The following is a 17,782-nucleotide window of genomic DNA, read 5'->3' on the forward strand; positions in this document are numbered from 1 at the left end:
GTGAAGATGCAAGCATGATCGCGGGCGTCGGCGCATCACGGGTAGCGGTCTTTCATCACCGGGGCATTCTCGTTTGGGAACGTCCGGGTAAGCCCCTAAGCAGGTAGGCCCGGACCTGCTCGCCTTCAGCCCAAGGGCAGCACGCCCAGATGCGCCAGCAAGGTTCGCGCGGCGGGCGCCAGTGCATCCGGGTCCCGCACGGCGATGCACAAGGGCGTGCTGGACCACGGCCCCGTCAGCGGGATGAAGCGGATATCCAAGTGGGCCTGCCGCGCCTTCAGATACAGCGGCACCACCGCAACGCCCATGCCGCGCGCAACCAGCGTGCAGATCGTTTCGTGCCCGCTGACGCGCGCGCTGATGCGCCGCGTCACGCCTATCGCCTGTGCGGTTTGCTCGAACACGCTGCTGATGCCGTTGTCACGGTTCAGTTCGATCTGCTCGAAAGGCAGCAGTTGCGCGTAGTCCAGCGTTTCGCGCTGGGCCAGCACATGCTGGCCTGGCACCACGGCGGCCAGCTCGCAATGCCCGTACGGAAACACCTGCAAGCCGTCATGCCCGAAGTCCGACCCCGCCGCCACGTCCGCCTGCCCTTCCAGCACGGCGCGAAAGGCGGCTTGCGTTGTGTCTTCCTGCAGCAGGATGTCGATCTCGGGGTGCGCCCGGCGAAACGATTGAATCCGCGCGGGCAAGTCGCCGGACAACGCCGCCACGCTGACCGCCAGGCGCACGCGCCCCCGCACGCCCGTCGCAAAGCCCGCCATCTCGCGGTGCATGTGTTCCAGGTCCTGCAACAGCCGCCGCACATGCGTGGCCAGCGCGTTGCCGGCCGGGGTGGCCTGCACGCCCTTGACGCCGCGCTCCAGCAGCGGCACGCCAAACGCTTCCTCCATTTCCGACATGCGCTTGCTGACCGCCGACGGCACGATGTTCTCGCGCGCGGCGGCCCGCGCCAGGCTGCCTTCTTCCAGGGCGGATAAGAACAAGCGCAGCGATATGGGATCAATGTCGCGGACGTGGCTTGATGGGCCGGAGGCGCTTGGCGGACTGGATGCGCTTGATGGGGCTTGGGCAGGCTTCATGGCCGAGAGTGTCCCGCGTTGTTCGTGGGCGCGGTGACCCGGGTTTTCCCTAGCGCAAGACTTGAGTATCATCCGCGCTCCGGTCGTGGTTGTACGGCCCCGGCATCACCAGGATTCCCGTTTCCATGCAATGCCCCCGCTGCAATTGGCAAAACCCCGCCTCCAATACGCAATGCTTCAGTTGCCAGGCGCCCTTGCCCGCCCCCGCCGCGCCTGCGCCCGGCAAACAAAAAACCAAACCATCAAAAGCCCCCGCGTCCAAGGCCCCTGCCCAGTCCGCGCATAACAATGCGCAGGTGTTTCCCAGCATCTGGGCCCGGCTGGGCGCAAGCGCCATCGACGCCATCGTCATGGCGGTGGGGATGATCGTCTTGATCATGGCCGCCCAACTGACCTACGAAGGCCTGACGGGCAACAAGCCGCCCTTTTTGATCGCCTTTGCCGCCGGCTTGATCGGCTGGTTCCTGCCCGCTTTCATGGACGCGTGGGGTAACGGTTCGCCGGGCAAGCGTGTCTTGAAGCAGCGGGTGGTCAATCGCAAGGGCCAGGCTCCGGGCCTGCTTCGCTCGCTATGGCGCCATACCATGAAGTACACGGTGAACATGCTGCTGCCCGGCCTGTTCCACCATTTGCAGCAGATGATCTTTGGCGAACGCGCCATGCACAACGCCTTGGCGGGCACGCACGTGGTCACGCGCAATGCGAACCCGCGCGCCATGCAGGCCGCCGTCGCCCGGGCTCCCTCGGTCACCGGCGCGGGCAAGTTCCTGTTTGCCGTGTTCGGCATTCTGGCGCTGGTCGTGGTGGGCATCGTCATTGGCATCAACGCCACTGGCGATAGCAACAGCGACAACCCGCTGCATGCCGACATCAACCGTCTGGACCTGGTCTCCGATCCCGTGCGCCGCTTGGTGGAAAACCACTATCGGCGCACGCAGAAATTTCCGTCCAGCCTGGACGAGCTGGGCATCAGCGCGCAGTCGCTGGAAAGCAGCGGTTTTTCCAAGGTGGAGATGAATCCGGTCAACGGCGTCTTGCGCTTCACGATTGCCGGCACGCCCAGCACCGACGGCATCCCCAGCCTGGCGGGCAAGCATCTGGTCTACGTGCCGGAACTGCGCGCCGAACGCAAAGGCGGCGGCGTGCGGCGGTGGGAATGCGGCAGCGACGACATCCCCGCCAGCGACCGCACCTACTCTTGCCGCCACGACGCCAGCGCCTTCGCGCGCTAAGCCGCCCGGCCTTGGTCACAAGCTGCCCTGTAAAACGACAGAACCCCGCGGCAGAACCCCCGCGAAATAACCCCACGACGGAACCCTACGCATGTCCGCCTTGATCGAAGCCATCCAACGCGCCGAAGACGGCAGCGACCTGCCAAAAATGCTGTCGCTATGCGAACAGGCCGTACGCGAACAGCCTGGTTCAGCCACCGTCTGGGGCTTGCGTGCCCGCTGCCACGCCCAGCGCAAGGCCTACGCCCAGCGTGACGCCGACGTGGCCCGCGCCCTGGCGCTGGACCCGCAATGCAGCGACGCCATTGCCGTGCAGGCCGTGGTGCGCTACGACGAAGGCGACGAACAGGAAGCTTGGCGAGCCGTGCGCGACGCCCGCCAACGCGCCCCCTCCCACTACGGCTTGCTGATGGCTGAAGCCTACCTGCTGATCAACGATCGCCGCCTGGAAGACGCCATCGCCAGTTGGACGCGAGCCTCTCAGATCCGCTCGGCCGCCGCGGCGCCCCATTGCTATATCGGCTCAAACCTGCACAACGCCGGCCGCTACGCGGACGCCCTGCCCTACCACCAGCGCGCTGTCGCCCTGGCCCCCAACAATGGCGGCTTTCTGTACGACGCCGGCAACAATTACCGCCGCCTGGGTGATTTGAACAACGCCATCGCCATGTTCGACCGCGCCCGCGCCATCCTGGGCGAAGAGAACGCCATCCAGCACAACCGCGCGTCCTGCCTGCAAGCCATGGGCCGCGACGCCGACGCGGTGGAAGAATGGACCAGCCTGCTGCGGCGCGAACCCGACTGGGACTGGCCGCTGGAGGGCAAGGCGCGCTCGCTACACCGACTGGGCCGCGCGGACGAAGCCGTGCCCCTGTGGCGCCATCTGGACGCGCTGTCCGACAACGGCTGGGAAGGCCGCAAGGAACAAGCCCGCGAATACGTGCGCGGCGGCAAACCCGAACTGGCCGAACAGGCGCTGCTAGGCCTGGATCCGCTTGATAGCGGCGACGCCCAGTTGCTGTTCGTGGCGGGTAACGCCCAGCGCGACCAGCGCAACTGGGAAGCCGCGCTGACGTACTACCTGAAAGGCTATGAACTCGCGCCCGGCGACGATTTCCTGCCCGGCAACGCCGCCGACATGCTGAACTACCTGGAACGCCACGACGAAGCGTTGCCCCTGGCGGAAGTGGCGATTTCACTGGACCCCGACTGGCTGAAATGGCGCCGCGTGCGCATTGAAGCGCTGACGCACCTGGACCGCGCCGACGAGGCCGTGGCCTATGCCGACACCACCCTGGAACGCTGGTCAGACAGCGGCCCCCTGCATGCCGAACGCATCAACGCACTGATCGCCGCCAAGCGCCATGACGAAGGGCTGGCAGCCTGCGACCGCCTGCTTGCGCTGGACCCGGACTATCGCAGTTGGGCGCTGTTCGCGCGTGGCAGGATCTTCGGCCAGATGAAGCGCCACGCTGAATCGGCCGTGGCCTACCGCCAAGCGTCCGCGTCCTACCAGCAAAACGGCAAACCCTATTTTCAAGAGCTGTCGATGAAGAACGCGCTGGAAGCGGAAGCGGCCGCCGCCAAACCCGCCGGCTTTCTTGGCCGGCTGTTCGGCCGCAAGTAGCCGGGGCGTGGGCAGCGGGATGTTATAGTCACGCCCGCTGCCGACCCCTGCAAAGCGTCGCGCATTGCCCGAGTGGTGAAATTGGTAGACACAAGGGACTTAAAAAATTTGAGCCCTTTGGGGGAAACTCCAAAGGTGTAGCCCGTCAAACTCGGCGAACGCCCTGGACCTGTTCCGAGCCAACGCCGAGCCAAGCCCCGACTGAAAAGCCGGGGAAGGTGTAGAGAGCAGACGGCGGGCACCTACGGCCGCAAGGCTATGGTGAAGGCGTGCTCCAGACCACGAACAGCGCACCCGCGCTGGCGGCGAAAGCCGAAGTGGTAAGAAAATCCCTCGGCCGCAAGGCCGTACCGGTTCGATTCCGGTCTCGGGCACCACCTGCTGCGCCCGCAGCTTGCACAGGCCAGGCGATTGCGCTTGGCCGGACGACCACACTTGAACGCTCCTTCCGCCCCCGCCCCCTTCATCGTCCTGGACGCCTGCGTCCTGATGTCCGGCATCCTGCGCCGGCTGTTGTTGCGCCTGGCCGAGGCTGGCGTATTCACGCCCGTCTGGACCGAACGCATCGGTGAGGAATGGCGGCGCAACGCGGCGCGAATCTGGGATATTCCGCCCGAGGTGTTGGCCGATTTCTGGGCCGAGATGAACGCAAGCTTTCCCCAGGCCAACGAGGTCGACACGCAGGTGTACGAAGCGTCGTTGCGCTATAGCGACCCGAAGGACTTCCACGTGATTGCGGCCGGGTTGGCGCGGCGTGCGCGCTGTGGCTTGCAGCAGCCGCCCGTGGTGCAGGTGCTGACCTGGAACCTGAAGGATTTCAACCGTTCGGAATTGCGCCGCCAGGGGCTGGACGTCTACAACCCGGACCGCATGCTGGTGCAATGGTGGCAGGCCGACCCGGCACGCATGCGCGAGGCGGTGGCGCAGATTCCGGCCGACTACGTCGCGTTGGACCGCGAGCCGCTGCCGTTGTCCACGATCTTGCATCGTGAACGCTTGTATGGCTTGAAGAGCCTGGTGGCGCGCGAGACAGCCTGAAAGAAAGCTGAAAGCAATCTGACAGCATCCTGAGAGTCGAGTTCGCCGGACGAAAATTCGGGACGTGTCAGCAAGGCAGACTCAAAAAAAGCGGGCCCGGGCAGCTTGCGCCGCACCAGGCCCGGAGCCAATCTTGTTCCCCGAGGTCAGTCGACCTCGACGAACGTTTCCTCACGTTTCTTGCGCAGGGCCGGCAGCATCACCAGCACCAGCAGGATGGCGGCCAGGGCCAACAGCGTCGCCGACAGCGGGCGCGTGACGAACGTGCTGAATTCACCGCGCGACAGCAATAGCGCCCGACGGAAGTTCTCTTCCATCATCGGACCCAGCACCAGGCCCAGCAACAGCGGCGCGCCCTCGCAACCCAACTTGCTCCAGACATACCCGATGATGCCGAAGATGGCGAACATGAAGATGTCGAACACGTTGTAGTTCAGTGAATACACCCCGATCGTGCAGAACACGAGAATGGCCGGGAACAGCATGCGGTAGGGTACGCGCAGCAATTTCACCCAGATGCCGATCAGCGGCAGGTTCAGGATCACCAGCATCAGGTTGCCGATCCACATCGAGGCGATCAGGCCCCAGAAGAGTTCGGGGTGGCTGGTCATCACTTGCGGACCGGGCTGGATGTTGTGGATGGTCATTGCCCCGACCATCAGCGCCATCACCGCGTTGCCAGGAATACCCAGCGTCAACAAGGGAATGAACGAGGTTTGTGCGCCGGCATTGTTGGCCGACTCCGGCCCCGCCAGACCGGCGGGGTGGCCCTTGCCGAAACGTTCGGGCTCTTTCGACAGCTTTTTCTCAAGCGTGTACGAGGCAAACGCCGACAACACCGAACCGCCGCCCGGCAAGATGCCCAGCGCCGAACCCAGGGCGGTGCCCCGCACGATGGCGGGCGCCGCTTCGCGGAATTCCTGGCGGCTGGGATACAGCGAGCCCACCTTGTCGGTGATTTCGACGCGGTTCTCTTTCTGCTCCAGGTTGGCCATGATTTCCGACAGGCCGAACACACCCATCGCCACAATCGCGAAATCGATACCGTCCTGCAATTCCGGAATGCTGAAGTCGTAGCGGGCGACCCCGGAATTGACGTCGGTGCCCACCATGCCCAAGAGCAGGCCCAGCAAGATCATGCAGATGGCCTTGGGCAACGAGCCCGACGCCAGCACGACCGCGCCGATCAAGCCCAGTGCCATCAGTGAAAAGTACTCGGCCGGGCCGAATGCGAACGCCACTTCCGCCAGGGGCGGCGCAAACGCCGCGATCAGCACGGTGGCGACGCTACCCGCGAAAAATGACCCAATGGCGGCAAGGGACAGCGCGGCGCCCGCTCTGCCGTTACGCGCCATCTGGTGGCCGTCCAGCACGGTCACCACCGCGGACGTCTCACCCGGCAAATTCACCAGAATGGCCGTAGTGGAACCGCCGTACTGAGTGCCGTAGTAAATGCCGGCCAGCATGATCAGGCCGGCCGTGGGCGGCAACACATACGTGATGGGAAGCAGCATGGCAATGGTGGGGACGGGCCCCAACCCCGGCAAGACGCCGACCAGCGTGCCCAGCAGGCAGCCCAGGAATGCATAGCTGAGGTTTTCCGGCGTGAACGCCACCGAGAAACCCAGCATCAGGTTTTGTAGAAGTTCCATTGTTGTCTCCTAGTTGCCGAATGCGCTGGGCCACAGCGGGAAGATCAAACCCAGGCCCCGTATGAACGCAAGGTAGGAGAACGCCACGAGGAACAGGCCGTTGGCGACGGCGACTTTCCAATTGAATTCATGGCTGGCGAGGCTGCTGATGAGAACCAGCAGGAATACCGAGATGTACAGCCCCAGGTACCGCAGCGCGAACCCGTAGAACACCACGGATCCGACCACCAGGAAGAGGATGCGGAAATCGTAGCGGCTGATGGTGGTGGTGTCGGCCTTCTTGGCCAGTGCGCTGATCAGCACGACCGCGCCCATCAGCGCCAGCACGATGCCCAGCCAGAACGGGAAATATCCCGGTCCCATGCGGGCGGCGCTTCCCATGGAATATTCGGTGGCCTGTACCGAGAAGGCCCCCCCTAAAGCAATAAACATGGCTCCGGACCAAAAGTCCTGTCTGTTTCTTATCAAGCTGCAGTCTCCCTAGTCTGACGCGCCGGAACATCGCTGGAAAAAGTGGCGCGCCCTTATCTCTACGCCTTCCCACCCTTGGCAAGCCGTTGGCAAAAAAGCGAAGTTGGAGATGCTAAATCGCATGACGACATATCGAATATCCGTATGAACCATAACTTTTTCGGGGATATCCCTAGTCCAGATATTGGACAGATTTTTCGCCGTTGACGGGAAGGACGGCTTTCGGAATACCTTCAATTCGCTTTCAAGCCAGGCGGCACGGGGGTGTTTTCGATCTTGAAAAAAGTTCCGTGGGTGGCAAATAAAAATTTTTAGCCTTGTCGACGCCACGCATTTTTTTTGCAACGGCTTCCGTCTGAACGGGGCGGACGCAAGCAAAAACGCCCGCAAAGTGCGGGCGTCCGGGGTCCATGTGGTCAGCAGCAGTGCGGCCTTGAGCCGCCCAGGTCAATGGTCGTGATTGCTGGCCGCGAAGCCCGCGGCGTTCAGCACATCGATCACTTCAAGAATGTGTTCCGGCCCGCGCGTTTGCAGCACAAAGTCCACTTCAACGTTGCGCACCGGCAGCGACGTAAAGGCGCGCTGGTGATGCACTTCGGTGATGTTGGCCTGGGCGTCGGCGATGAGCTTGGTGGCATGCGCCAGGGCGCCGGGCAGGTCGCGCAGGTCCACGCGGATGCGGGCCAGACGGCCGGCGCGCACCATGCCGCGTTCGATCAGTTCGCCCAGCATCAGCGGGTCGATGTTGCCGCCGGTCAGCACCAGGCCGATGCGCTTGCCCTTGAACCGGTCGCTGCCCGCTTCCTGCGCGCGCAGCAAGGCCGCCAGCCCGGCGGCGCCGGCGCCTTCGACCACGGTCTTCTCAATTTCCAGCAACACGACAATGGCGTGCTCGATGTCGCTTTCGCTGACCAACTCAATGTGATCGACCAGCTTGGTGACGATGGGCTGGGTGAGCGTGCCGGGCGACTTCACCGCAATACCTTCCGCGATGGTGTATTGCCCCTGCGGCATGGCCACGCCCTTGACGGCCGCGTACATGGACGGAAAGCGTTCCGTCTGCACGCCCACGATCTCGATGCCGGGCTTCAAGGCCTTGGCCGCGGTGGCCATCCCGGAAATCAAGCCGCCGCCACCAATGGCGATCACCAGCGTGTCCAACTGCGGCTGGTCTTCCAGCATTTCCAGCGCCACGGTGCCCTGCCCCGAAATGACGGCTTCGTCATCGTAGGGATGGATCATGATCAGGCCGCGCGCCTGGGCAAGTTCGTAGCCGTGCGCCTTGGCGTCGTCAAAGGAATCACCGGCCAGCACCACTTCGGCGCCGAAGCGGCGGGTGTTGGCCACCTTGACCGTGGGTGTGAAGCGCGGCATCACGATCACTGCGGGCACGCCCATGCGCTGGGCATGGTAGGCCACGCCCTGCGCGTGATTGCCGGCCGACACCGCGATCACGCCCTTGGCCCGCTCGTCGGCCGTCAGGGTCAACATGCGGTTCAGGGCGCCGCGTTCCTTGAAGGACGCCGTGAACTGCAGGTTCTCGAACTTCAGCCAGATCTCGGCGCCGAAGATGTCGGACAGCGTGCGCGACAGGGTAAAGGGGGTCTTCAGCACCTGGCCGCGCAGGTTGTCGCGGGCGGTCTGGATGGAAACGATATCGATCACGATGGGAAGATCCTGTTAGCGCACAGGCAGAAAATTGAATAGCAGGAGACCCTGCGCATAGTTGATGCCGATGCGGCGCGAATTTTCGCCAAGCAGGTTGGCGATCAGGTCCAGTCGGCCGATGATGGCGCCGAACTCGCGCTCGAAGCTCAGATTCGTGGCGGTGGGAGACATTTCATTGGCCAGCAAAAGCAGTTCGCCCTGATTGTTGCGGCGCGACGCCAGCAGCCAGGCGGCGGCCTCGACATTCCGTGCGGCATTGTAGACCCGCTGACCATCCAGCGCGTCGGTGGCGTACAGGCGGGTCTTGCCGTTGTGCGCCGCGATGATGGTGTCGGCCATGCCGTAGATAAAGGCGCCGACGCGGTCGCCGGAGTAGTTCGGGTCCAGCGACACGGCCAGGATCTGGATGTCTCGCAGGCCGGTCAGGTCGCCGGGAGGGACGCGGACTTCGATGGCGTGCTTGACGCGGTTGACGGCCGCCTTGTGGTCCGCCGCGCCGGTCTTGCGCCATTCACGGGGGTTGCGTCGGTAGAGCTTGTCCAGCAACGAATACAGGCTGTCCAGGTTGTCGCGCACTTCAAGCGTGACCGTGCGGTTGAAATCGGTCTGGCCGAACTGGTCGGCGGACATGGCTTCGCCTTTGGGGCCGCGCTGGCCCGGACCGGGGCTGCTCATGCAGCCAGTCAGCAGCGCGGCAAGCAGCGCCACGGCGGTGGCGCCCGCCGCCCGGCCCGTCATGCTTGGATCATCCGATTTTCCCTCCGTCTGGCGCAAGACTTTACAGGAAAGGCGGCTTGGCCCCCAAAAAAAACGGCGCCTTGCGGCGCCGTTCTTCGTTCAATCAGGCAGCAAGCTTATTCAGCTTGCGGTTCCGATTGGGGGGTAGCGTCGGGAGCGGCAGCGGGTTGCTGCGCTTCGATGCCACCGATTGCCTTGATGGACAGGCGCAGGCGGCCCTTGTCGTCGGCCTCGATGACCTTGACGCGGACTTGCTGGCCGACCTTCAGCACATCGTTGATGTTCGCGATGCGGTAGTTGGCGATTTCCGAGATGTGCAGCAGGCCGTCGCGGCCCGGCAGCACTTGCACGATGGCGCCGAAGTCCAGCAGACGCAGGACCGAACCTTCGTACATCTGACCCACTTCGACATCGGCCGTCAGTTCGACGATGCGGCGCTGGGCTTCTTTGGCCTGCGCTTCGTCGACGCTGGCGATCACGATCGTGCCGTCGTCGGAGATGTCGATCTGCGTGCCGGTTTCTTCGGTCAGCGCGCGGATGGTGGCGCCGCCCTTGCCGATCACGTCGCGGATCTTCTCGGGGTTGATCTTGATGGTCAGCATGCGCGGGGCGAAAGCCGAGAGCTCGCCACGCGAACCGTCCAGCGCTTCCTTCATCTTGGTCAGGATGTGCAGGCGGCCTTCGCGGGCTTGAGCCAGCGCCACTTGCATGATTTCCTTGGTGATGCCCTGGATCTTGATGTCCATCTGCAGTGCGGTGACGCCGTTTTCGGTGCCCGCAACCTTGAAGTCCATATCGCCCAGGTGGTCTTCGTCACCCAGAATGTCGGTCAGCACGGCGAACTTGCCGCCGTCCAGGATCAGGCCCATGGCCACACCGGCCACGTGATCCTTGACCGGCACGCCGGCGTCCATCATGGCCAGCGAGCCGCCGCAGACCGAAGCCATCGACGACGAGCCATTGGACTCGGTGATTTCCGACACGATACGGATCGTGTACTGGAAGTCTTCCGGCGCCGGCAGCAGCGGAATCAGCGAGCGCTTGGCCAGACGGCCGTGGCCGATTTCGCGGCGCTTGGGCACACCAATGCGGCCCGTTTCGCCGGTGGCGAACGGAGGCATGTTGTAGTGCATCATGAAGCGGTCGCGGTATTCACCCATGAGCGCGTCGATGATCTGCTCGTCTTGCTTGGTGCCCAGCGTGGCCACGACCAGCGCTTGCGTTTCACCACGGGTGAACAGCGCGCTGCCGTGTGCGCGGGGCAGCACGCCCAGACGCACGCTGATGGGACGAACGGTGCGGGTGTCGCGACCGTCGATACGCGGTTCGCCGTTCAGGATCTGACCGCGAACGATGGCCGATTCCAGCGAGAACATGATGTTGTCGACGGTCACGGCATCAGGCGCGGACTCGCCCTTTTCAGCAGCGGCGGCAGCCAGCTTGGCCGACACGTCGGCCGACACTTCGCGCAGCTTGGCGGTGCGGGCTTGCTTGTCGCGGATCTGGTAGGCGGCGTTCAGGCCTTCCTGGGCAGCCGCGGTCACGGCGGCGATCAGGGCTTCGTCCTTGGCCGGAGCTTGCCAGTCCCATTCGGGCTTGCCAGCGTCCTTGACCAATTCGTGAATGGTGTTGATGACGGCCTGCATCTGCTCGTGGCCGTAAACCACACCGCCCAGCATGATTTCTTCGGAAAGCTGTTGGGCTTCCGATTCCACCATCAGCACGGCGTTTTCCGTACCGGCAACCACCAGGTCCAGCTTGGACGACTTCAGTTGCGATGCGGTCGGGTTCAGGACGTATTGGCCGTCGATGTAGCCCACGCGCGCAGCGCCGATCGGGCCGTTGAACGGGATGCCCGAAATGGCCAGCGCGGCCGAGGCGCCGATCATGGCGGCCATGTCCGGATCAATCTCGGGATTGACCGACAGCGTGTGGATGACGACCTGGACTTCGTTGTAGAAGTCTTCCGGGAACAGCGGACGCAGCGGACGATCGATCAGGCGCGAGGTCAGCGTTTCCTTTTCGGAGGGCTTGCCTTCACGCTTGAAGAACCCACCCGGAATACGGCCGGCGGCGTAGGTCTTCTCGATGTAGTCGACGGTCAGCGGGAAAAACGTCTGACCCGGCTTGGCCTTCTTGGAAGCCACAACGGTGGCCAGGACAACGGTGTCCTCGATCGACACCACAACGGCGCCGGAGGCCTGGCGAGCGATCTCGCCAGTTTCCAGGACGACCGTGTGCTGGCCGTACTGGAACGATTTTGTCACTTTGTTGAACATGACGATTATTCCTTACAAATGAAAAACCGTGGCCGCTGCGACAATACGTCGCACCGACCACGGTTATTGCGTCATGGGGAGCCAGCCCCGTCGATCACTTGCGCAGACCGAGTTTTTCGATCAGAGCGCGGTACGAATCGGGATTGCGGCCCTTGAGATAGTCGAGCAGCTTGCGGCGACGGCTGACCATACGCAGCAGACCGCGGCGCGAGTGATGGTCCTTCATGTGTTCTTTGAAGTGACCGGTCAGTTCGTTGATACGGGCGGTGAGCAGAGCCACCTGAACTTCGGGGGAGCCGGTATCGCCTTGAGCGCGTTGGAATTGCGCAACGATATCGGATTTCTTGATGTCAGCTACAGACATTGATGACCTCTTCGGACATGCGACAGGGCCGAGGTGCCCTGACGTGGTTGGGAAAAAATTTGCGTGAATTCCGGCGATAAGCGTTTTTGCTTTCTCACTGCTGCTTCAATAGCTGCCAGAATGGCCCACCACACACGGATTGCTCTGGGTTGGGGGTCACCCTGCAGCCGGACTGCCGGCGCAAAGCATCTTGCAAAATCAATACACTTGATAAAGCTCGGCGATTATAGCTGATTCGCTAGAATTACCCCACAGGTGGTTTTGGGGGCCGGTACCGGCCTGCAGCGCCCGACCGGCGCCCTTGAGGAGCAAACACATGTCTAAATATTTCAGGCCCGCGCGCGCGGCCCTGGCGACCCTGACGATCGCCAGCTTGGCGGCTTGCGCCAACATGACTCAGATCCCGCCCGGTACTCCCTACGGGGAAGTGCTTACCCAATTCGGCCAGCCCAACTTCGAATGCCCGCAAGCCGGTGGCGGGCGCCGCGTCATCTGGACGCAACAGCCCATGGGCCAATACGCCTGGGGCACCAACGTCGGCACCGACGGCCGCGTGGGCCAGGTGCTGCCCCTGCTGACGGACGCGCACTTCAAAGTGCTGGAAACCGGCGACTGGGGACCGGAGCGCGTACGCTGCGAATTCGGGCCGCCCGCCCAAATCGATCAAACGGGCCTGGGCGAAAAGCGCGAAGTCGTGTGGTCGTACCGGTACAAGGAAAACGGCGTGTGGAATTCCCTGATGTACGTCTACATGAGCCGCGACGGCAGCAAGGTGACGCACTTCCACCCCGGCCCCGACCCCATGTACGACGACGACAGATTCATGTGGCGCTGAACCCGCCATCAACAAAAAACCCGCCAGCAATCGCTTGGCGGGTTTTTTAATGGCTGCGCGTTGAAAAGCAGCGATCAGCGGATCAGGACGAGTGGCTGCGGCGCTCTTGCGTCAGGCGGCGCGCCTTGTTCCAGCGCCAGCCCCACATGACCCAACCCGACAAGCCATACAGCACGAACAGCCCGAACAGCACGACCGGGGGGTCGCTGGACACGAATACGAATACGGCCACCACCAGCAAGATGCCCCAGAACGGCACGCTACGGCCCAGCGCAAAACTCTTGCCGCTGAAGAACGGGGCGTTGGACACCATGGTGATGCCCGCGTACATGGTCAGCGTGAACGCCACCCAAGCCATCAAGCTGTCGTGGATGGGAAGCTTGTTGTCCACCGCCAGCCAGACAAAACCCGCCACCAGCGCGGCGGCGGCCGGGCTGGGCAAGCCCTGGAAATAACGTTTGTCGACGACAGCGATATTGGTATTGAACCGCGCCAGCCGCAACGCGGCGCCTGCCACATAGACAAAGGCGGCCAGCCAACCCCAGCGGCCCAAATCGTTCAAGATCCATTCGTACATGACCAGCGCGGGCGCCACGCCGAACGACGTCATGTCGGACAAAGAGTCATATTGCTCACCGAATGCCGACTGCGTGTTGGTCAGGCGAGCCACCCGGCCATCCATGCCATCCAGCACCATGGCCACGAAAATGGCGATGGCGGCAACTTCGAAGCGATCATTCATTGCCTGCACAACGGCATAGAACCCCGCGAACAGCGCAGCGGTGGTGAATGCGTTGGGCAGCAAGTAGATGCTTCGGTGGCGGTTCTCGGAATCGCGCATGGAAAAATTGGGCATAGTCTCAATAACTTACAACGGACTGTGAAAGGTTAACTCATATGGCCCCGCTTGCGGGACACAGCAAGTGCCATGCCTGAGGAAAAGGCAATAAAAAACGGCATGCCCTTTGGAGGCATGCCGTCTTGTCGGACGGGGCGCGGGGCCAGCCCGCGCCGGGCGTCGATCAGTTCTTGGACTTGTCCACCAGCTTGTTGGCGGCGATCCAGGGCATCATGGCGCGCAGCTTGCCACCCACTTGCTCGATCTGCGATTCCGCGTTGATGCGGCGGCGCGAGGTCAGCGTCGGGGCGCCGGCGGTGTTTTCCAGGATGAACTTCTTGGCGTATTCGCCGGTCTGGATGTCCGTCAGGCACTGGCGCATGGCCTTGCGGGTTTCGTCGGTGACGATCTTCGGGCCCGTTTCGTACTCGCCGAATTCGGCGTTGTTCGAAATCGAGTAGTTCATGTTGGCGATGCCGCCTTCATAGATCAGGTCGACGATCAGCTTCAGTTCGTGCAGGCATTCGAAGTACGCCATTTCGGGCGCGTAGCCGGCTTCCACCAGCGTGTCGAAACCGGCCTTGATCAGTTCGACGGTACCGCCGCACAGCACGGCTTGTTCGCCGAACAGGTCGGTTTCGGTTTCTTCGCGGAAGTTGGTTTCGATGATGCCGGCACGGCCACCGCCGTTGGCGCTGGCGTACGACAGGGCCACGTCACGCGCGGCGCCCGACTTGTCCTGGTACACGGCCACCAGGTGGGGCACGCCGCCACCTTGCTTGTACGTGTTGCGCACCGTGTGGCCGGGGGCCTTCGGGGCGATCATGATGACGTCGATGTCTTCACGCGGCACGACCTGGCCGTAGTGGACGTTGAAGCCGTGGGCGAAAGCCAGGGCAGCGCCGGCCTTGATGTTGCCGTGCACTTCCTTGTTGTAGACCGAGGCGATGTTCTCGTCGGGCAGCAACATCATGACGATGTCGGCGGCCTTCACGGCATCAGCCACTTCCTTGACTTCCAGGCCGGCGTTGGCGGCCTTGTTCCACGAAGCGCCGTCCTTGCGCAGGCCGACGATGACCTTCACGCCCGATTCATGCAGATTCTGCGCGTGCGCGTGGCCTTGCGAACCGTAGCCGATGATGGCAACGGTCTTGCCTTTGATGAGGGACAGATCGCAGTCTTTGTCGTAGAAAACTTTCATGGTTGTGCTCCAGATTCCAGTATTTTGGATATTCGATTAGTTCAGATGTAGGGTGTGGCGTGGCCTGGAAGGCCGGTCAAATCTTCAAAATCCGTTCACCGCGTCCGATGCCGGACACGCCGGTGCGTACGGTTTCAAGGATGGCACTGCGGTCCAGGGCTTCCAGGAAGGCCTGTACTTTTTCCTGCACCCCGGTCAATTCGATGGTGTAGGACTTGTCGGTCACGTCGATGATGCGGCCGCGGAAAATATCCGCCATGCGCTTCATCTCTTCGCGTTCCTTGCCAACTGCGCGCACCTTCACGAGCATCAGCTCGCGCTCGATGTGGGCGCCTTCGGTCAGGTCCACCACTTTAACGACATCCACCAGGCGGTTCAGGTGCTTGGTGATCTGTTCGATGACTTCATCGGAACCCGTCGTCACGATGGTCATGCGCGACAGCGTGGAATCCTCGGTGGGCGCCACGGTCAGGGTTTCAATGTTGTAGCCCCGCGCGGAAAACAGACCCACCACGCGCGACAGCGCGCCGGGTTCGTTTTCGAGGAGGACGGAAATCACGTGCTTCATGGTGGCCTCCTTACAGGTCTTCAGAGCCAAGCAGCATTTCGGTCAGCCCACGGCCGGCCTTGACCATCGGCCACACGTTTTCGGTGCGGTCGGTGATGAAGTCCAGAAAGACCAGGCGTTCCTTGTGCTTGCCAAAGGCTTCGCGCAGCGCAGGTTCGACATCCGCCGGACGCTCGATGCGCAGACCCACGTGGCCATAGGCCTCGGCCACCTTGACGAAGTCGGGCAGCGAATCCATGTAGGACTCGGAATAGCGCGAGCCGTAATCGATCTGCTGCCATTGCCGGACCATGCCCAGGAAACGGTTGTTCAGGCAGACGATCTTGGGCGTCAGGCGGTATTGATGGCAGGTCGACAGTTCCTGGATGTTCATCTGGATCGACGCTTCGCCGGTGATAACGGCGACGTCGTGCCCAGGGTTGGCCATCTGCACGCCCATGGCGTACGGCAGCCCCACACCCATGGTGCCCAGGCCGCCGGAGTTGATCCAGCGGCGCGGCTTGTCGAACTTGTAGTACTGGGCCGCCCACATCTGGTGCTGGCCCACGTCGGACGTGACGAAGGCGTCGCCGCCCGTCACTTCCCAGAGCTTTTCCACCACGTACTGCGGCTTGATGACTTCGTCCGAGTTGGCGAACTTCAGGCATTCCTTGCCGCGCCAGGTCTCGACCTGGTCCCACCACTTGGTGATGGACGCGGGCTTGTGCTCGGCGGCCGCCACTTCGAATTGGGCGGACAGGTCGGCCAGCACATCCTTGACGTTGCCGACGATCGGGACGTCCACGCGCACGCGCTTGGAGATCGACGACGGATCGATATCGATATGGATGATCTTGCGGGCGTTCTGCGCGAAGTGCTTCGGGTTGCCGATCACGCGGTCATCGAAACGAGCGCCAATGGCCAGCAGCACGTCACAGTGCTGCATCGCCATATTGGCTTCGTAGGTGCCGTGCATGCCGGGCATGCCCACGAACTGGCCGCTGCTGGCCGGGTAGCCGCCCAGACCCATCAGGGTGCTGGTGCACGGCGCGCCCAGTTGCGACACCAGCTTGTTGAGTTCGGGCGCGGCGTTCGACAGGATGACCCCGCCGCCGGTGTAGATCATTGGCCGCTCGGCGGCCAGCAGCATCTGCACGGCTTTCTTGATTTGCCCCTGATGGCCCTTGTTGACGGGCGCATAGGAACGCATCGAGATCTCGCCCTTGGGCGGCGTGTACTTGCACTGCGCGACGGTGATGTCCTTGGGGATATCGACCAGCACCGGGCCGGGGCGGCCCGTGCGCGCGATGTAGAACGCGCGGCGCATGGTTTCGGCCAGGTCCTTGACGTCACGCACCAGGAAGTTGTGCTTGACGCAGGGGCGCGTGATGCCGACGGTGTCGCATTCCTGGAATGCATCTTCGCCGATGGCCGCAGTGGGCACTTGCCCGCTGATGATGACCATGGGGATGGAATCCATATAGGCGGTGGCGATGCCGGTGACGGCATTGGTCACGCCCGGGCCGCTGGTCACGAGGCAGACGCCAACCTTTTGCGACGAGCGCGAATAGGCATCGGCGGCGTGCACGGCGGCTTGCTCGTGACGAACCAGGATATGCTGAAATTTGTCTTGCTTGAAGATCGCGTCGTAGATGTAAAGCACTGCGCCGCCGGGGTAGCCGAAAACGTGTTCCACGCCCTCATCGGCCAGGCAGCGCACGACGATATCGGCGCCATTCATTTCCATGTTTATTTCCTTTCAGTACCGGCCCTGCAACCCTGACTGCTGCTCGCCCGGATACGGCGGCAACGGAACCCATACCGGCTACGACAACATGATCCGGCGCTTAGCGGCTCACGGAGCCACGCCACCCGGACACCCTGCCGACCCGGCACACGCTCGACAGAACGCAGTGCAAACGCCCCTTGGGGACGCTGGAGGTCGAAATGGAAGCTTTGGCAACACACGCTTGTGGCGCGGCCAACAGCAAGTATCACTGCGGCAGGATGGCTGGGGAGGTGACCCGTACCATCCGCCTCAACGCGCCGGTATCGGATAGGCAGACCGGCGCAAGAGGTGGAATTTACCGCGTTGCGTCAAAGGTAGCAAATCGACGTGAAACGACCGTTGCGCGCGCGATGCAGTGCGAATTGCGGGAAAGTCCGGTAACCATCTGACCCCTAAAAATCCTTCGGTCTCTCTATACTTG

Annotated in this window: 16 protein-coding genes; 4 read left to right on the plus strand and 12 right to left on the minus strand. The window is 62.9% G+C overall.

Annotated elements, in window-relative coordinates; all coding sequences use genetic code 11:
- Nucleotides 1-125: 125 nt before the first annotated feature.
- On the minus strand, nucleotides 126-986 hold the full coding sequence (locus M2361_RS23340; RefSeq protein WP_259252030.1) for a LysR family transcriptional regulator: 861 nt from the start codon (nucleotides 984-986) through the stop codon (nucleotides 126-128).
- A gap of 145 nt (nucleotides 987-1,131) precedes the next feature.
- A complete protein-coding gene (locus M2361_RS23345; RefSeq protein WP_259252032.1) occupies nucleotides 1,132-1,461 on the minus strand; it encodes a hypothetical protein in 330 nt (109 codons plus the stop codon).
- Here M2361_RS23345 and M2361_RS23350 point away from each other — a divergent pair.
- From M2361_RS23350 to M2361_RS23360, 3 genes are all read left to right on the plus strand, one after another.
- Nucleotides 1,445-2,314: an RDD family protein gene (locus tag M2361_RS23350; protein ID WP_259252034.1), complete on the plus strand. Its 870-nt coding sequence runs from the start codon at nucleotides 1,445-1,447 to the stop codon at nucleotides 2,312-2,314. The genes M2361_RS23345 and M2361_RS23350 overlap by 17 nt on opposite strands.
- 91 nt (nucleotides 2,315-2,405) lie before the next feature.
- Nucleotides 2,406-3,941: a tetratricopeptide repeat protein gene (locus M2361_RS23355; protein WP_259252036.1), complete on the plus strand. Its 1,536-nt coding sequence runs from the start codon at nucleotides 2,406-2,408 to the stop codon at nucleotides 3,939-3,941.
- Between the two features lie 489 nt (nucleotides 3,942-4,430).
- A complete protein-coding gene (locus tag M2361_RS23360; protein WP_404976450.1) occupies nucleotides 4,431-4,979 on the plus strand; it encodes a PIN domain-containing protein in 549 nt (182 codons plus the stop codon).
- Nucleotides 4,980-5,125: 146 nt separating this feature from the next.
- On the opposite strand, the gene M2361_RS23365 is transcribed toward M2361_RS23360, so the two are convergent.
- The 6 genes from M2361_RS23365 to rpsO form a co-directional block, all read right to left on the minus strand.
- A complete protein-coding gene (locus M2361_RS23365; protein WP_259252038.1) occupies nucleotides 5,126-6,631 on the minus strand; it encodes a tripartite tricarboxylate transporter permease in 1,506 nt (501 codons plus the stop codon).
- A 9-nt stretch (nucleotides 6,632-6,640) separates the two neighbouring features.
- Nucleotides 6,641-7,063, minus strand: a complete 423-nt coding sequence (locus M2361_RS23370; RefSeq protein ID WP_100852791.1) for a tripartite tricarboxylate transporter TctB family protein — start codon at nucleotides 7,061-7,063, stop codon at nucleotides 6,641-6,643.
- A gap of 486 nt (nucleotides 7,064-7,549) precedes the next feature.
- Complete coding sequence (locus M2361_RS23375) at nucleotides 7,550-8,767, minus strand: threonine ammonia-lyase (RefSeq protein WP_259252044.1); 1,218 nt, start codon at nucleotides 8,765-8,767, stop codon at nucleotides 7,550-7,552.
- Nucleotides 8,768-8,782: 15 nt separating this feature from the next.
- Nucleotides 8,783-9,508: a hypothetical protein gene (locus M2361_RS23380; protein WP_259252046.1), complete on the minus strand. Its 726-nt coding sequence runs from the start codon at nucleotides 9,506-9,508 to the stop codon at nucleotides 8,783-8,785.
- 116 nt (nucleotides 9,509-9,624) lie between these two features.
- Nucleotides 9,625-11,787, minus strand: coding sequence for a polyribonucleotide nucleotidyltransferase (pnp, locus tag M2361_RS23385; RefSeq protein ID WP_259252051.1), 2,163 nt, complete (start codon nucleotides 11,785-11,787; stop codon nucleotides 9,625-9,627).
- Between the two features lie 94 nt (nucleotides 11,788-11,881).
- Complete coding sequence (rpsO, locus tag M2361_RS23390; protein ID WP_006223612.1) at nucleotides 11,882-12,151, minus strand: 30S ribosomal protein S15; 270 nt, start codon at nucleotides 12,149-12,151, stop codon at nucleotides 11,882-11,884.
- A 316-nt stretch (nucleotides 12,152-12,467) separates the two neighbouring features.
- Here rpsO and M2361_RS23395 point away from each other — a divergent pair, with 316 nt between their 5' ends.
- A complete protein-coding gene (locus M2361_RS23395) occupies nucleotides 12,468-12,986 on the plus strand; it encodes a hypothetical protein (RefSeq protein ID WP_259252059.1) in 519 nt (172 codons plus the stop codon).
- Nucleotides 12,987-13,068: 82 nt separating this feature from the next.
- On the opposite strand, the gene pssA is transcribed toward M2361_RS23395, so the two are convergent.
- The 4 genes from pssA to M2361_RS23415 form a co-directional block, all read right to left on the minus strand.
- Nucleotides 13,069-13,842 (minus strand): CDP-diacylglycerol--serine O-phosphatidyltransferase, encoded by a 774-nt coding sequence (gene pssA / locus M2361_RS23400; RefSeq protein WP_050447173.1) that lies wholly within the window; start codon nucleotides 13,840-13,842, stop codon nucleotides 13,069-13,071.
- Nucleotides 13,843-14,008: 166 nt separating this feature from the next.
- Nucleotides 14,009-15,025: a ketol-acid reductoisomerase gene (ilvC, locus tag M2361_RS23405; RefSeq protein ID WP_046807014.1), complete on the minus strand. Its 1,017-nt coding sequence runs from the start codon at nucleotides 15,023-15,025 to the stop codon at nucleotides 14,009-14,011.
- 76 nt (nucleotides 15,026-15,101) lie between these two features.
- Entirely contained in the window at nucleotides 15,102-15,593 is a 492-nt protein-coding gene (ilvN, locus tag M2361_RS23410) for an acetolactate synthase small subunit (protein WP_006223608.1), read from the minus strand.
- Nucleotides 15,594-15,603: 10 nt separating this feature from the next.
- A complete protein-coding gene (locus M2361_RS23415) occupies nucleotides 15,604-17,319 on the minus strand; it encodes an acetolactate synthase 3 catalytic subunit (RefSeq protein ID WP_259252061.1) in 1,716 nt (571 codons plus the stop codon).
- Between the last annotated feature and the right edge of the window lie 463 nt (nucleotides 17,320-17,782).

Origin of the sequence: Achromobacter sp. JUb104, assembly GCF_024806975.1 — a bacterium.
GTDB lineage: Bacteria > Pseudomonadota > Gammaproteobacteria > Burkholderiales > Burkholderiaceae_B > Achromobacter > Achromobacter spanius.

Coding starts and splice junctions, on each gene's coding strand:
- M2361_RS23350 (WP_259252034.1), top strand. CDS start 1,445: ATGATCGTCTTGATCATGGCCGCCCAACTGACCTACGAAGGCCTGACG.
- M2361_RS23345 (WP_259252032.1), bottom strand. CDS start 1,461: ATGATCAAGACGATCATCCCCACCGCCATGACGATGGCGTCGATGGCG.
- M2361_RS23355 (WP_259252036.1), top strand. CDS start 2,406: ATGTCCGCCTTGATCGAAGCCATCCAACGCGCCGAAGACGGCAGCGAC.
- M2361_RS23360 (WP_404976450.1), top strand. CDS start 4,431: ATGTCCGGCATCCTGCGCCGGCTGTTGTTGCGCCTGGCCGAGGCTGGC.
- M2361_RS23365 (WP_259252038.1), bottom strand. CDS start 6,631: ATGGAACTTCTACAAAACCTGATGCTGGGTTTCTCGGTGGCGTTCACG.
- M2361_RS23370 (WP_100852791.1), bottom strand. CDS start 7,063: ATGTTTATTGCTTTAGGGGGGGCCTTCTCGGTACAGGCCACCGAATAT.
- M2361_RS23380 (WP_259252046.1), bottom strand. CDS start 9,508: ATGACGGGCCGGGCGGCGGGCGCCACCGCCGTGGCGCTGCTTGCCGCG.
- pnp (WP_259252051.1), bottom strand. CDS start 11,787: ATGTTCAACAAAGTGACAAAATCGTTCCAGTACGGCCAGCACACGGTC.
- rpsO (WP_006223612.1), bottom strand. CDS start 12,151: ATGTCTGTAGCTGACATCAAGAAATCCGATATCGTTGCGCAATTCCAA.
- M2361_RS23395 (WP_259252059.1), top strand. CDS start 12,468: ATGTCTAAATATTTCAGGCCCGCGCGCGCGGCCCTGGCGACCCTGACG.
- pssA (WP_050447173.1), bottom strand. CDS start 13,842: ATGCCCAATTTTTCCATGCGCGATTCCGAGAACCGCCACCGAAGCATC.
- ilvC (WP_046807014.1), bottom strand. CDS start 15,025: ATGAAAGTTTTCTACGACAAAGACTGCGATCTGTCCCTCATCAAAGGC.
- ilvN (WP_006223608.1), bottom strand. CDS start 15,593: ATGAAGCACGTGATTTCCGTCCTCCTCGAAAACGAACCCGGCGCGCTG.
- M2361_RS23415 (WP_259252061.1), bottom strand. CDS start 17,319: ATGGAAATGAATGGCGCCGATATCGTCGTGCGCTGCCTGGCCGATGAG.